Below are 14554 nucleotides of genomic sequence, written 5' to 3' on the forward strand. Positions count from 1 at the left end.
CATCAGCAGTTGAAGGAGGAGCTTGGACTTGATCACTTCGAAGGGCGATCATGGCAGGGCCTCCATCGCCACGCCTTGATGACAATGATTGCCTACGCCTTCCTGCAGCATCGTCGCCTCGCATACGCGAGGCGGAAAAAAAAGAATCAACGGGCCTCCGCCTCAGCCAACCATGCCCGCCGTACGTCACGCCATCGTCGATCTCATGCTTCGGCCGCCGCCTCAACGGTGCCCGTACTGCCGAAAACAAATCCTTGAAAGACAGTGGCGCAAACACATTCTGCCAAAGTAGTGCTAAGACTCTTCGCCAGGTCGCCAGCAGAGAACGGGACAGGCCATACCGAAACGCGGCTCGGACCTGCTTTCAAAAACAATCGGCGCCTTCTCCTCAGACCAACGCCGCCGCCGGCTCGTCTCCACTTCGGGTCGATTCAGCGCACCGATCGTAGGTTGTCCATACCTGTCGGAGGCTTACTCTGCAGGAGAGGCGCGGACGAAGAAGAACCGTACAATGCTCGGCGGGATGATCCGCCTCGAGGCAAGGCATGGTGCGCCGGAGGTCCCGGCGGCGCGAGAGGCAAGCGCCGGAGGCTGCAGGTTGAGGGCGGAGGTTTACGACCATCTCCCCCGCGCTCAGTTCATCAGATGATCGTCGCGCTCGAACGCAGCGGCCTCATTCGCCGTCAAGCCGGTGCTACCACAGGCATCGAAATCCTCGTGGCACCGGAAAACTTGCTGATCCTAAACTGGCTGGTATCAAACCGTCAAAACCACTGTGACGAGCCACTAGTTAGAAAACAAACGGCAGTTTGTAGTTCAGGCCCAGCTTGAACACGTCGATCGACTGTTTTACGGAGATGTTCTGAGCATTGTTCAGAGCCAGCGTGTGGAATGGGACGGTCGCGTTGCCAATTCCGATGTGGTCGTATTCGAAGGACGTCGTCAAATTATTGGTGATGGCATATTCGAGGCCAGCGCCAAGCGTCCAACCTCCAGAGGTTATGCTGGTCGTTCCTGTGCCAAGCGCCAATGCGAATGTATCTCCCTGGATGAAGTAGGTGGTGTTGGTCAAGGCGCCACCGCCCTTGGCGTAGACGAGCGCTCGGTTCCAGGCATAGCCGGCGCGACCGGTTATCGTCCCCAGCGAGTTCAACACGCGCTGACAGTTCACGCCGCCGATTCCGGTGAGGCAGCTGTTCTCGCCGCGAAGATTCAGCCAACTGCCGGCGGCTTCCAGGCCAAACACCCATTGCTCGTTTTGCCAGTTGACGCCGATCTGGCCCCCAGCGAGCGGGCCGGTTGTATGGATCTTGTCGCCAAAGCCCGCAATATTGAACGAACCCTCGGCGTAGCCAGGGGTTGAGCCGAATGGATCCGACCAGTGGTCATTCGAAAATCCGCCGCCGAGATGGCCACCGACATAGATGCCCGACCAGCTCATTGGCGACGGCGTCACGGTGCCCTTCACTGGCAAGCTTGGGGCTGCAATTGCCGCCGTCGTGTCACCCCAGTGATAGTCGGTCTGCAAGAAGAGGCCGTAGCGCTCGGCATTGAACCTCCCCGGTTCAACGATCTTGGTACCTGGGCGATCCAGAAAGTTGAAATCGACGGTGCCATCCTTCATGTTCCAGGCCCAATAGCGCCCGCCAATGCCAACATTCCAATTGTCCGTGATCTTGTAACCAAGAATGCCCTCAAGCATCACGCCGTTGCCCGTGCTTGAAGCTTGAGGCAACAGCAGTTTCCGTGCATTGTGGTCGTCCTGACCTTTGAAATCGACCCACGGCAGATAGGCAGCCTCAGCTGTGAACTTCAACCGATCGGTCAGCATGAACTCGGAAGTCAGGCCGATGCGCATGGAGTTGAAGCGATGGTCATTGGCGATGCCGAGAAAATTGTCCGAGAAGCCAGGACGACAGATGTCACTCCCGGCGAGTTGGCTACAGCCGAATGTGTTGATGTGCTGCGTATAGTAATTATAGCCGACGAAAGCGCCAATTTTCGCGCCCGGCGATTTCAGGAAGGTATAGCCGACGTCCCCATTGGCGTAGGCCAAGTGGCCGATGGCGGATAACAGAGTGTTTGAGTAGGGTGAGAAAAAATCCTCATCGTTAAGGCTTCCTCTGTTGATATCTCCCGCACCGAGAAATCCCTTAACAAAGAAACCACCGGCATGGTCAGCCCTGGCGAAGGTTTCTCCCGAAATGCCGTTGAGCCCGCTGTAGATCAAGCGCGACGCAAGGATCTCAGGCGGTGCGTTAAGCAGCGGATTGGCTGCGCCAACCGCCCCGGTGCTGAAAAACAGCCTCGATCCGACATCAAATTCCCACGGCGAGTGTTCAACTGACCCTGTCTTCACCGAAGCAGTCGCTGATACATCCGGAGCATTGAAGTGATAGTTCAGACCGACACGCGCGAGGTCGGAGCTAAGTTTGCTGCTCTGATTGAACGGAACGATGAGGGGCTGCTGGATTCGGCCCGGGAGGCTAACGCCCGCACCAGTACGGTCGAAGTTGACGTGGAGATATTCGGCTCTCATCGATAGCTTGTTGCCGAAAGCCCACTCGAAGCCACCGCCAGCGATCCATCCAACCTTAGTGCTCACGTCCTCAGCCGCTTGAAGGAGACGGTTATCGACGAACAGAAAATTATCGTGCATCTGAGTGAGGGCGAGACCGCCGGTCACGTAGAACAGCCAGTTGTTCTGCGCAACGCCGAGCCGGGGGCGCAGCGTGAAGAGCCAATCATTGTGCGCGTACGCGCTAACGACGAAACCGGCGCTAAGAGGCGCTGTAGGATACGCGACAAAGCCGCTGTTTGCCGCGCCATTGAGATGTAGGTAGTTTATGTCCGATTCCAGACCGAGGACGAGCGCGGCCCGTTGCCAATTGTAGCCAGCCTGAACGCCGCCAGTGAAACCCGTTGAACTGATCGATTGAACCCCGGCCGCGTTGACCACCGAGATCTGCGGGGAGCTAAGATAACCGCCCGGACCGGCAAACATGGCAGAAGTCGTGAGATCGTAAGCGCTCCATGCCGCGCCTACATTCATTCCAGCATAGAAGCCCGACCAATTGTAAAGTGAGGGGACTGGCGCAGCTTTCACGAGATGCTTTGCGTCTTGCTCCGCTGCCTCTGCGCGTACCGATAGAACGGAAACAACAGAAGCAGAGACCAATGCCAACACTCGTATTTTCACAGAGAATTCCAATCGGCCTGATTGAATTGATTCAAGACGAACGTCTGCAGAATTTGTGCCAACCTGATGCAGTGATTTGCCTGTTTGCGTGAATCTCGTGTTCGCAACAACATGCTGGCAAATAGTAAACACGCGCGGGCTTGCGTTCGGAAAGAAAGCACGCGCGGCGCGTTCGTTCTGACCAGCTGTCTACGTTGCAGCTCTCATGGACGGCAGTCCTCAAGCAAGTGGGCCGGCATTTGCTCCGCTGCTAGCCAACACCGTGGAGCTTCCCTGTTTTGTCGGGACTGTTGCGCTGCCGGAAACGACATCTTCATGCGACGAAAGGAACTGGCATAAGGAATTGATTTTCCGGGACGACTAACGCGCTGGGCACTACCGCTCTGACCCTGACCTTGATGACGCGTGCCGCGCTGGCGGGCGAATACAAGACGGACAAGATCGATGAGGCTCCGTTGCACTCGCGCCGCGACTTGATCACAGTGTGCCCTCATCGGGGGCTGCACGGCATGGCCGTTGGTATAGCGATCTTCTAAAGATCTGGTACGTCCCTGAAAACTCCCGGGCCGTCAGAAGGGCTGCGAGCGACTACAAGTCGAATGGTCGGAAATCGATCTACGCACTACCGGTTCGGGTGACGTGATCCTGCGGCACGACAACAACCTGGGCCGCATCACGAATGCCGGCGCTGTCAATGACAGGCAGAACTACGACCCATGGGGGTATTCGCGTGCGCAGCCGTGCCCGGTCAGTGAGGCGGCTGCTGAGCCAAACTAACAAAATTGTCGCCACTGCCGTTCGAACGTGAGGACGGGAATCAGGCAGTTGGGTTACTCGGCGGCTTTTTGCAAGATGCGTCCCGGAACGTAAATGTCATCGGAAAAATTGCAGCTTTTAGAGCCTCGAAAGCACGACGCTCTTCAGAGAGCCGGGCCTCGACATATTTGCGGTCCATTTCGTTCAGCGGTGTTTTGAGCAAACGGCGGTAACGGTGGACACGGTTAGCATGAGTGCGCAAGAGCGCCAAATCGTCGCTGGTCGTCATTGTCGTCTGGTTACGTTCAGGATGTTGTTCAAAACAGTGGCTGTCGCGCTCACTAACGCCGTCAGGTACGCGCATTTTGGTTTCGGCCGTTTCAGTGGTCCGGTGCGGAGATGTTGCGTCTGGTAGATCTGCATCGCTCTGTTCGTCATGGTCTCGCCAAGCCATCTTCAAAACAGTCCGCCACTCAAATCGAATCCACAAGCTGCCGCGAGCAGCGAGATCGCGAGCCCGCTACCGCAGAACGCAGCCACGAGCTCGAGCGAGTCGAGATCGGTATATGCCTTTGTGCCGCTAGAAATTACTTTTCTAAGAGTGATCATCACAACCGCCATCTTCGAGCTGAACGATAAATGCATGAGTTGTGCCGGTTCGCCTCATATCCAATGGAGGGCCGCTACAAAGGCTCTCATCCGACTGAGACCGTTTCTGTGCCTTGGCCCGACGACGTTGCTCCAGATAGAGTTTTAGCCATCTGCCGAGATCGGCTGAGCGACGGCGATGCGCGTCCATAAGCAGTTGATCAACATCATCGCATCGGGGGCGTTCGCGATCGTGAATCATCTTGCAAATCGTTCCAATAAGAGACGCGCCGGTTGGCTCGCGATGCTGCGAGATATGTAGCCGTTCCAGTTATCGGATCAGCATTGTGTTCGCTGCGCGACAAGCATGTGGTGCGCTTCAAATAGGAAGTGTGTTCTTGATGCGTCATTTTCGTACGAAACGTACCAATCTGCGCTCTCAGTTGTACGCATGCAGACACCAGTCATGGCGCATTCGCAGCGGTGCATTTGGGATGCCTAGCGGCGAGGGACTCGAAGCTTGCGAGAATGTGGGTGCCGCGGATCGCATGCGCTGCGTGGGAACGCAAACGATGGGGACAACTTTCCTGGTGTGGAAACTGTTCGTGGTCTCCACTCAAGCCAAGTCTTGACGGCCGCTTGTTTTCGCCTCAACGAGAAGCGACTGTTCAGGGCCGGACCGGAGCTGAAAGCGAGGAACTATGAATACAATCGAGCAAGCGACCGTTTCTGAGTTACCCGCCGCGCTGCAAAGATCATCAACCCGTGGTCCTTTGCTGGCTGGAGTGGTGGTGCTTGTCGCTGGCCTCTGCGGTGCAGCTGCCTGTCTCTGGATTTATCCCGGCAAAGGGTTCGACATATCGGCCGCCAGCGAAACGGCTCCGACGTCAGGTCTATCCGCGGAGGATAGGGCGGCCCTTTCGGACCTCCAATCCGAACAGCAGAAAATTGGCAGCGAGCTCGCCGAACTCAGCCGCACGATCGAAGCAGGGCAGTCCGACTTCAAGAGAATCGCAGATCAGATCGCAGTCCTGACTTCAAGAATAGAATCGCTGCAGAATTCCGCGGCGACTGCTTCGCTTCCTGTTCTACACACACCTCCTTCGTTGCCGCGGGCTGTCGCAAAACCGGCCAAGAGAGTGGTGCGTCCGCCCAAGCAGGAGCAGCCGGCTTCTGCCGCAGCGGCGCCGCGGAGCTCGGAGCCGACCTCGGAGCCGAGCACAGACCAGCGCTGATCAGGTGCCTGCTTCGTAGGGCCGCACGCGGTGGGGCCCGCTAAAGTTCGACGAGCCAATAGATGTGGTCTCACCGGTAGCTGTTGATGTTGCGCCGCGCTGCTTGCGTGGCGTTCCCATCTCGCCTACGATGCGCATCGGCATCTGATCCCAACTCCAGACCCAGGATGCCGGCGTAATCCCGGACCGCTGACCGCGGGTGCCGGGATTTCGCTTTTCTATCTCGCGGCAGCCTAGCTCACAAGCAAGTGGGTCAGTACGAACGCAACGCATACTCGGCCGCGGCCAGTTATGTGCGTTTTCGAAACTGGCGGGCGCCAAGTTTTTGCAGGCCAGATCAATTTGTCGGCGGAATGTGTGTGAAACTCCGCTCCGAGCCCGGGGCCCACGACGAATGGTGGCATGCACCTACGATCTGCAATCTCGGGCGGTTCGGCGAGAGGATGGAGGCTGCTCAAGTCGCTCCGCCACATCCGCGATCCAGCTAGACGACCATGCTCTTCGGCCGGCAGAAAGCTGATAATCGGCACGCAAAGGCGAACTGCTGATCACGAAGGCGTCTAGCCCACCATTGCATGGGGGCCGGCCAAGCGGATTTGCATGCCCAGGTGCCAAAGTTTGAGGACGTTTTCGATCTCACAACAGCCAAGTTGGCACACGAGAACCGTATCCGCGACCTGCTCAAGCCTCGCGGCGAGGCAGGGTTCGGTCTCGACCCTGACGCGCCGCAGGTTCGCGATGAACAACAGAAACTGGACAGGGTCACTGCCGAACGGACTCGGTTGGAGAAGCTGAAAGAAGCGCGCACCGCTCGCTGGACCGCCGTGGCCCGATTGGAGAGCGCTATCAGTGATTGGTTGAGTGGCGGCGTCCCTCTCAATTGCGAGCTGGTCGCCGTCGAAGATGCGCCGGTAAACAAGTTGCTGCTGAAAGGTGAAACGGCAGCGACAGCCGTGGAAAGATATCGCCGCCAGTTTTCCGAGCTCGCCAACAAGCTGGAGCAGGTTCGCGCGGCTCCGTGGCCCTCGAAGATGGCAATCGAGAGGGCTACCGCGCAAATCGAGGCGATGGCCACCCCGCCCGATTGCAAGAACATCATCGACCACCTGTCGCCGATCGGCTTCGCTTCCATGTGGCTGACTTCGACGGTGCGCGGTGGCGCGACACCCGCGGTCGCTTTCAGTGAAGAAACCATCAACAGCGCCGGTCTGGTGGCATGGCTGTTCAAGCGTGAGCTGATCGCCAAGGTCACCGACGAGATCAAGCAGGCCGCGAGGGATGGCGAGGCGCTGGATGAAGCGAAGCGGGCGACAGAGCTGCGCGAACAGATGATGGAATGCGAGCGCGCCGAATGCAGTCTGATCTGGAAAGCGGAAATCAGCGACGGGATCGTTATCGATTTCCCGACAACACGACGCCAGCGGTGGCGCTTGGCCTTCGATCGGTTGTCGTGCCACGCGCTACGCCATCCGGGACAAGTCCCGAGCATGCCCGTGTTCTGGTTGAGCCGCGTTGATGGGGAACCGGAGAGGCGGCCTCGCTGGCGCGTCCGTCCCTTTTCCGACGACCGATCGCGCGGGTCCTACGCAGGGAAAGCGCTAGCGCAAAAAATTCAGATAATTCAATGAAATGATGGGGGACGTGTCCTCGTTTTTGTCCCGATCCGCTGTGGCTCATCGATCTCGAATTTTGTGCACAGTCAAACGGCGCGGAGCCTAGAGAGGCTTTATCGGATGAGAATCTGCTACACAGAGTTGTTTGAAGCCCATGCACAACCGGGGGGCCTTGCTTGTCACGCCAGCTTCGCGCAACGAAGTTCCGGGCGCTTTCACTCGATGACCCTTTTTTTGACAGCCTCAAGGCGGGATACAAAGGCTTCGAGTTTTGGTTCAAAAGCAAGGCGGACGAGGATCTATACGTCATCGATGATGGCAGCCGCCTAAGCGGAATGATCTATTTGAAGCATGAAACTGGTGCCGTCTCGGATATTGATCCGCCGCTTCCTTCAAGGCGGTGGCTCAAGATCGGTACTCTAAAAATCGATGGAAAAGGGACCAAGCTAGGCGAACGAGTGCTAAAGAAGATATTTGATCGTGCTTTAGACGAAGATCGAGACGGCATCTACGTTACCGTGTTTGAGCTTCATTCAGAGCTCATCAGGCTTTTCGAGCGATATGGATTCAAGAGGTATGGCGTAAAGAAAACAGATGACGGTACAGAGTTGGTTTTGGCTCGTACATTGGATGGTCTCTTCGGCGACGTAGTTTCAGACTATCCCCTTTTTCGAACCTGGGGATGTAAATCGTGGCTGCTCGCCGTGTATCCAGAGTTTCACTCGCGGCTGCTTCCAGATTCAATTTTGAAGAACGAACCGCGCGACATAGTCCAAGACGTGTCGCACACAAACACTATTCACAAAGTCTACATCGGAGGGGTTCCTCTGACACGCATGCGTCGTGGAGATCTCGTCATAATTTACCGTACCACTGACGGAGCGGGACCTGCGTTCTACCGCTCGGTCGCCACCTCTCTTTGTGTCATCGAAGAGACCAAGAGGAAAAAGGACTTCGAAGACCGAGAATCATTTATCAAGTATACTAGCCCTCACAGCGTATTCTCGAAGGACGAGTTGCGTGACAAGTATGACAGTCAAGATCGACTCTACGTGGCGAGAATGACCTACAATTCGGCCTTCAACACCCGCATCACGCGGGGGCGGCTTCTAGAGGAGATCGGAATAAGCGAACATCCGCGATGGGACTTACGCGAACTAACGCGCGATCAAGCGCGTGCGATTTTAGAAATGGGGAAGGTCAGTGCTCGCCTTGTTGTCGATTAAGCCGGTCCATGTTGAAAGCATTTTCTCCGGCCGGAAGACATTCGAATACCGTCGAAGAGTCTTCGCGCGCACAGATGTTCGTACGATCCTTGTTTATTGTACCAAGCCTGTTGGAAAATTGGTCGGTCAGTTCGATATAGACGAAATCCTTCATGCCAGCCCAAGCAGGCTTTGGAGGCAGACGCGCAAGGGGTCCGGCATTTCTGAAAGTTACTTCTACGACTACTTCGCGGGCTGCGAACTAGGATACGCTCTTAGAATCGGAACGTTGCGACCGTTTAGAAAGCACGTGGATCCGCAGGATTTCATCGTTGGGTTTTCGCCACCACAGTCATTCATGTACATGCCGGAACATCTGATTCCCCATGCGCCATGAAGCGGAGCATCTAGTTGCCAAAATTGATCGTTGTCTTCGGAATATCAGGCGTGGGAAAAACAACCGCCTGTACATCCTTTGTCAGGCGCAATCCGATCTTCGGTTACATTAGTGCGAGTGAGGTCCTGCGTCGCGCAAGAGACCTCACTGTCGAACAGCTCAATCGTCTGTCAAAAGAAGACATAGTGGACAACCAGCGGCTGCTCACGGAACGCCTGCTGCAGCAAGCATCGGAGCTCAAGACAGAGTACGTGTTGCTTGATGCCCAAAACGTCATCGATAACGGAAATGATTTGGTTGACGTTCCGCTCAGTGCCATTGAGCCACTACGGCCCGCGGGCATCATCCTCTTAGAGGCAGATGCAACACAAGTACATTCCCGGCGAAGGAACGATAGTCGGTTTAGGCCGGCCCGAACACCGGCCGAAATCATAAGCCAAATGAGTGCAATTCGCGATTTGACTTGCAACTACGCCAAGATGCTGAGGATTCCGTTGGCCATCAAGACTGTATCGGCTGATTTCGAGCTTGACGAGGCGATCCGAAACGTCCTGCACCTCGATCAATGACTACAGGATAGCCGTTTCATTATACGACACCTCCGCGACTCCTGGAACGTAACGGCCGATATGGCTGGACGTATGCCTAAATCCGTATCGATCAAATATCCTTTCGAACGAAGGCAACTTTAACTCACTCACAGTAAGGTGTGGTTGATCAGTATCCAGCCAACTCAACAGAGAATCGAACAATCTCAAACCGAAGCCTTTGCCGAAGTGTGAAGGGGCCACGCGGACAGTGCAAATTTTTCGTTCGCTATCCTCGTACTTTCCAATCCCTACAGCAACCAACTGTGCTTGGCGCTCTATGCAGATTAGCTTTCGCGTACCAGCTCGAAGTCCCGGCACGACCTTGAGCCGAAACCAGTTAGGTAAGTCCGGATAGTCGCGAGAAAGCGGCAATAGAAATGCCAATGCCTCGCTTTCGGCAGGAGTTAGCGGGCTCCCATTGGAATCGCTCAAGAAGAGGGGAGCGTAGAGATGACCTGGCGGAACCAGCGATATGGTGTTCATTTCGTTGTTCCTTTGTCAGAGGCCGCGCTGCTTGATGATCCGAACCAATTTTCGATGCCCGAGGCGGCGAGGTTGCCTAGTACGCCAAACACAAAGGCAATGACTAGGTAAGTTAACACGATCCGAAAGTTGGAGCGACGGATGCGGAGTTTTACGAAGGCCGAGAAGTCAAGCACTGGGTTTCGTTCGTTGCGCCAGTGGTAGACCATCATGCCGACCGGTAGTTTCCTCCCAACATAATCGTTCCAAATCTGTCGCTCCAAAACACGATTTTTGTGAGCAGCTATACTTGTTCCAGTGAGTTCGGCCGCCACAGGTATCGCGGTCAGGAAGGCGACTCTAGTGAGGGCCACTGCATGTTCCTGCGGCGGCGTCCTCATCAGGCTCTCAATGCGCTGGGGTAAAGTTCTCGCTTCATTTAGCCGAAAGTCAACGCATTCTATTTCGTCGAACCCGCTCTGAAAGAATCGGTCTTTCGGTGATGTCACTTCCACGAATGGGCTCGACTCCCCCTCTGGCACAAACGCCCTGAGACGAATGTAGGCAGGGCAATTCTCGGGCAGTTGATGGCAGATTTCATCTAACGCCTCGCGAGTCACCGTGATTAGCGTGCCGCCGTTCTCGGCCTTTCGAGTAAGTTGATTGCTATCGATAATATTGTTTTGTGCTGGAAACAGATGAACCCGGCAAAACCTTTCGCCGCCCTTCAATAGTTCGACGTGCGCGGGGCCAGGCGGTCCCACCACGTTGCACGTCAACGGTTCATTGAAGATGCCTTGAGCGATCTCGACCCGCTTAAAGTGAGGACCGCAATCGTGCAGATCTCCGTCACCGAGGCTAAACGGTAGGAATATTCGAATTGTTTCGATTTTTTCGGGGTGCGAAATAAGCGCTCCAATTTCCGCGAAATCGCGCGGCGGATCGGCCGAGCGGAAAATGCCTCGCTTCTGAGCAACACGCCAGTAGTTGAAATGAATCTCTGCAGACGCGCCATTCTGGCCAGCACGGTGAGTACACCAAGCGGCCATGCTGCCGAGTGTCGCCATGGGGATTAATTATTCCTCTGCCCGCCCAGAATCATACGTATCGTAGATTGTAGAAACGTGGAGCGCAACAAAGCTGAAGTACCGTCTGTTGATGCATCGCGGGTCCTGCGGACCAGGGAAAGGCCCGGGGGCGCCATTCTCCTCCTGCACGCACCCGCACCCATGGCGAACCCAAGAGGATCTGCAAGCGACGCTACGTGGCCCCTGGGGCTCGCCAAGGGACTACAGCCCGCCTCGCGGGTCCTTTGGGGTCCGCCCAAAACGCGGGGAACGCGCCACGCCGCCACTCCAGCATATTTGCAATTTCCGATTTCCGGCTTTCCTATGCTGAATTCCGCTTTTTGAAAGGTTCACGCAAGATGCGGCGCGTTCCTCTGGTCCAGGCGACGATGGAAGGCTGGGCGCGGCTCGACGCCGCGCAGCGCCAGAAGTTTTTCGAGGCGTTCGTTGCGGCTGCGGTGCGGCTCGACAGGCTTGAGCTGCGGGCTTGGCTCCGGCGTCGGCTCCGAGAGCCGCCGCTCGCCCCTCCGTTCGATCCGGCTCGCTTGATGTTTGCGGATGCCGATCTTGCCCTCATCCTGGGAGCGGCGGGCGAAGCTGATCCCGCCGCCGACAGCGCCTGATCCCTACGAGGACGAAGCTTACCGGCTGTGGTTGATCAAGCAGCAGAGTAAGTGATCACGGGCTGACGAAGCCGCTTGCGAAAGAAGCTGAGACATACGCGGCAGCTCCTTGCCTTCAGGGCCTCGGGCCGCCGTCAACAAGCGATCCGATTAGCCTCCGCAGCTCCACTTGCGCAGCGCTCGGTCTAGTTTCCGCGAGAAAGTTAGACAATTCGATGTGAGTGCTGCCGACATCTGACTTGCCGGATTTGGTTACGTCGGTATGCGCCCATTCGTGAACGACAAAAACGTTCCCTGTGGCTGTGTCCCGGCAGAGATACCACCAGTCTTCGTTACTGCTGACCGGACCTTTTGCGGATCGTGCTAGTTCGCGCTTAAGAACTGACATTTTTTCTCCTGTTTTCCTCTGCGCTATCACAGCACCGGGCGGTTTGGAACTACGCGATTTGCGGATCGATGGCTTCTCCACCGAGTGTTAGACGAAGATCGCAGATGCATCATGCATGGTCTGCATCGCGTATCGCCGTTGTGTACCGATCCGCACAAAATTAAGCCCGAAATGCGCGATGGCAAATATCCTCGCATCCCTGGGGTCGCGCGGTCCCCGCGCACGGTCACCACCTCCACAGGACCCTGACGACCCACGTTTACGGAGAGCCGACGTCGGCCCAAGGCAGAAGTCTTTCGCTCGATCAGAGTATTTCCGGGTTCGACCTATAGCGGTCATCGCCGTGTCAAATTTGCCGTGATGCACAACACTGATGCCGTCACACGACGTCAAGGTCCTCGGCCCCAATCTGGGCGCCGCACCTGTTGATTTAGATCAACGGCGACACGCAAGGCGACTTGTCATCTTGTGTTTGATCATCGCCCTACAGGGAGAGAACACATGACAAGAAATGCCAAGCTTCTTGGATTGATCGTGACTGCTGCGCTCTTTACGGCAGCTCCGTTGTCGCTCCATTACTCGCCGGCGAAAGTGTTATCCGTATCCCTTGACCGTGCTGAGGCGAGAGTTGGGCGTCCACTGACACCGATGAGCGTAGCAGGCGTTAATCGCAGGGTGCATCGGCGAGCTTACTATGGTGCGGCAGCGGCCGGAGCTGCGGCGGCGGGAGCTGCGGCTTACGGAGCGTATGGCTACCGCAGGGCTTGTGGATACTATCCGTATCCGCCCTGCTATTGAGGCTCATCGCTAGCCTCCCTCTCTGCAGAAAGTGGCGCAGAGCTCGGACTTTGTGCAATGTCCGCTTCTGCGCCGTTGTCGGAGGATCAGCTGACATCGCGCAACGGCCACGCCAAGGTCACGATGCGTAGACGAGCACGCGCGGCCACCGCCGCGCCACATTCCGTTAGCTGATCGCGTTAGACGCCGTTACACGGATAAGCGCGCCTGATCATAAACCCCGCGATTTCTGCGGCCTTTTCGCCGTCGCTCGCATTTCGCGCGCCAGCGTCACGACGGCGGCAGGCAGCGCGGAGGCGACAGCCCGCTTCTCACTGTGAGAAGCGGCAGGCGACGGCCACGCCAGCGTCAAGTTCTGTGGCAGAACTTGCGTCACGGCGCTTCACCATCACCACGACGCGCGGGCCCTGGCGACGGCGGCGGTGATCCAAAAGGATGCTGCCCTCCCGTTCGCTGTTCGTGGATGACGCCTTCAGGCAATGGCCATCCCGGCCAGCCGTTTGGAGCATCACCCGTGAAGTTTGATACCGCGATCGTGACACTTGCCAACACCGATCAGGACTTCGGCCACGTTCCGGCCAAGGCCGAGCGCACCGCTCAGGGCTTGGCCAACACCTCGGGCAAGCCTGTCAGCCTGCGCCACCCCGTCACCGACAAGGTGCTGGACACCGTCAAGCCGGGCTCCAAGGCCAAGGCCAGGGTGTGACGCTAACCACCAGCCCAACAACGGGCCCGGCCATCACGCCGGGCTTTTTCTTTTCGCTGGGAACGTTCAGCAGGCCACAAATGCCGGGGCTAGGGCGCTATCGCTGAAGCATGGTACACCGGCCCATGCCCACAAAACGCCGCCCCCGGTTGGTGGCGGCGCTGCTTAACCGCCGGAAAGGGCTAGACACTCCGTTAAAAACCGTTGGTCCATCTGCGGTCCGTTGTGGCGCCGAGACAAAATCAAATGATTGATTTTGTTGAAGGGTGGGACTTCTGCCGGGCCCACCAGTGAGATCAGGAGCTTATCGGGGACTATTTGGCCGTAGCGGGATCACCGCACCAGAAATACTCTTGCTTGGTCGTCTATCGCTATACTCAGACGGTTGACAAAATAATCCGCGCCGTTCGGTCCGACAACAGGCCTCCTCCTCAATCGTAAATTCGGCGGCTTCTTCGCACGAATTGCCCAACCCGTGCTCTGTACTCACTTCACCAACAGTCCTGGGAGCCTGAATTAGGCGATAATCGCGCGCAATAAGCATCCCCCATTTGAAGATGGCAAAGGAGGTACGCGATGTCCTCCAGGATAACAGACGAAGTTATCGGCGCATTGCAGCACTGCAGGCTGAAGGCATATTTTCAACTGCGTGGCGAGCAAGGGATTCAATCAGGATACGAGAAGCTNCTGATTGAACAGCGAGCCAATCTGGAGTCCACGACAATAGAAAAGATCCGGCGCGAATACAGCCAAGCCGAGATCGCGATTGACCTTAGTTTGTCGGCAGAGAGTCTTTGCAAAAGAGCGTCGCTTATTCTTGGCGCTCGCCTGGAAGATGCTCGTTATGCTGTCCACTTCGATGCTCTTCGCCAGATCGATGGTCCCTCGGCACTCGGAGACTTCCGATATGAACCGGTGCTGTTTTGT

At 56.6% G+C, this 14554-nt stretch carries 10 protein-coding genes and 1 pseudogene; 7 read left to right on the forward strand and 4 right to left on the reverse strand.

Annotation, left to right across the window (positions count from 1 at the left end):
• A pseudogene (locus F758_RS48955) lies at window positions 1–258 on the forward strand (IS701 family transposase); the annotation flags it as partial.
• Window positions 259–790: 532 nt separating this feature from the next.
• Here the strand turns inward: F758_RS48955 and F758_RS46980 are convergent.
• Together F758_RS46980 and F758_RS48960 are read right to left on the reverse strand one after the other, a co-directional pair.
• Window positions 791–3211, reverse strand: a complete 2421-nt coding sequence (locus tag F758_RS46980) for an outer membrane beta-barrel protein (protein WP_157450479.1) — start codon at window positions 3209–3211, stop codon at window positions 791–793.
• Between the two features lie 805 nt (window positions 3212–4016).
• Window positions 4017–4319, reverse strand: a complete 303-nt coding sequence (locus F758_RS48960; protein ID WP_245286760.1) for a hypothetical protein — start codon at window positions 4317–4319, stop codon at window positions 4017–4019.
• A 2067-nt stretch (window positions 4320–6386) separates the two neighbouring features.
• Between F758_RS48960 and F758_RS0141305 the strand changes: the two genes are divergently transcribed.
• The 4 genes from F758_RS0141305 to F758_RS0141320 all read left to right on the forward strand — a co-directional run bounded on the left by F758_RS0141305 (window position 6387) and on the right by F758_RS0141320 (window position 9562).
• Window positions 6387–7406, forward strand: coding sequence for a hypothetical protein (locus F758_RS0141305; protein WP_157450481.1), 1020 nt, complete (start codon window positions 6387–6389; stop codon window positions 7404–7406).
• 161 nt (window positions 7407–7567) lie between these two features.
• Entirely contained in the window at window positions 7568–8617 is a 1050-nt protein-coding gene (locus tag F758_RS0141310; protein WP_024513279.1) for a GNAT family N-acetyltransferase, read from the forward strand.
• Complete coding sequence (locus F758_RS48965) at window positions 8595–8993, forward strand: ASCH domain-containing protein (protein WP_084306124.1); 399 nt, start codon at window positions 8595–8597, stop codon at window positions 8991–8993. Before F758_RS0141310 ends, F758_RS48965 begins: the two co-directional genes overlap by 23 nt.
• A gap of 14 nt (window positions 8994–9007) precedes the next feature.
• A complete protein-coding gene (locus F758_RS0141320; protein WP_084306126.1) occupies window positions 9008–9562 on the forward strand; it encodes an ATP-binding protein in 555 nt (184 codons plus the stop codon).
• Here the strand turns inward: F758_RS0141320 and F758_RS48970 are convergent, their stop codons facing one another.
• Entirely contained in the window at window positions 9563–10066 is a 504-nt protein-coding gene (locus F758_RS48970) for a GNAT family N-acetyltransferase (RefSeq protein ID WP_084306128.1), read from the reverse strand. It lies immediately after the preceding gene.
• Complete coding sequence (locus F758_RS0141325) at window positions 10063–11112, reverse strand: hypothetical protein (protein ID WP_024513282.1); 1050 nt, start codon at window positions 11110–11112, stop codon at window positions 10063–10065. Before F758_RS0141325 ends, F758_RS48970 begins: the two co-directional genes overlap by 4 nt.
• A gap of 359 nt (window positions 11113–11471) precedes the next feature.
• On the opposite strand from F758_RS0141325, the gene F758_RS0141330 reads away from it, so the two are divergent.
• On the forward strand, window positions 11472–11735 hold the full coding sequence (locus tag F758_RS0141330) for a hypothetical protein (protein ID WP_024513283.1): 264 nt from the start codon (window positions 11472–11474) through the stop codon (window positions 11733–11735).
• 1700 nt (window positions 11736–13435) lie between these two features.
• Window positions 13436–13627, forward strand: a complete 192-nt coding sequence (locus F758_RS0141335) for a hypothetical protein (RefSeq protein WP_157450483.1) — start codon at window positions 13436–13438, stop codon at window positions 13625–13627.
• Window positions 13628–14554: the final 927 nt, after the last annotated feature.

This window comes from Bradyrhizobium sp. ARR65 (assembly GCF_000472385.1).
GTDB lineage: Bacteria > Pseudomonadota > Alphaproteobacteria > Rhizobiales > Xanthobacteraceae > Bradyrhizobium.

Bases quoted from the DNA above. Each gene is read 5' to 3' on its own strand.
- F758_RS48960 (WP_245286760.1), bottom strand. From the start codon at position 4,319: ATGCGCGTACCTGACGGCGTTAGTGAGCGCGACAGCCACTGTTTTGAA.
- F758_RS48970 (WP_084306128.1), bottom strand. From the start codon at position 10,066: ATGAACACCATATCGCTGGTTCCGCCAGGTCATCTCTACGCTCCCCTC.
- F758_RS0141325 (WP_024513282.1), bottom strand. From the start codon at position 11,112: ATGGCGACACTCGGCAGCATGGCCGCTTGGTGTACTCACCGTGCTGGC.
- F758_RS0141330 (WP_024513283.1), top strand. From the start codon at position 11,472: ATGCGGCGCGTTCCTCTGGTCCAGGCGACGATGGAAGGCTGGGCGCGG.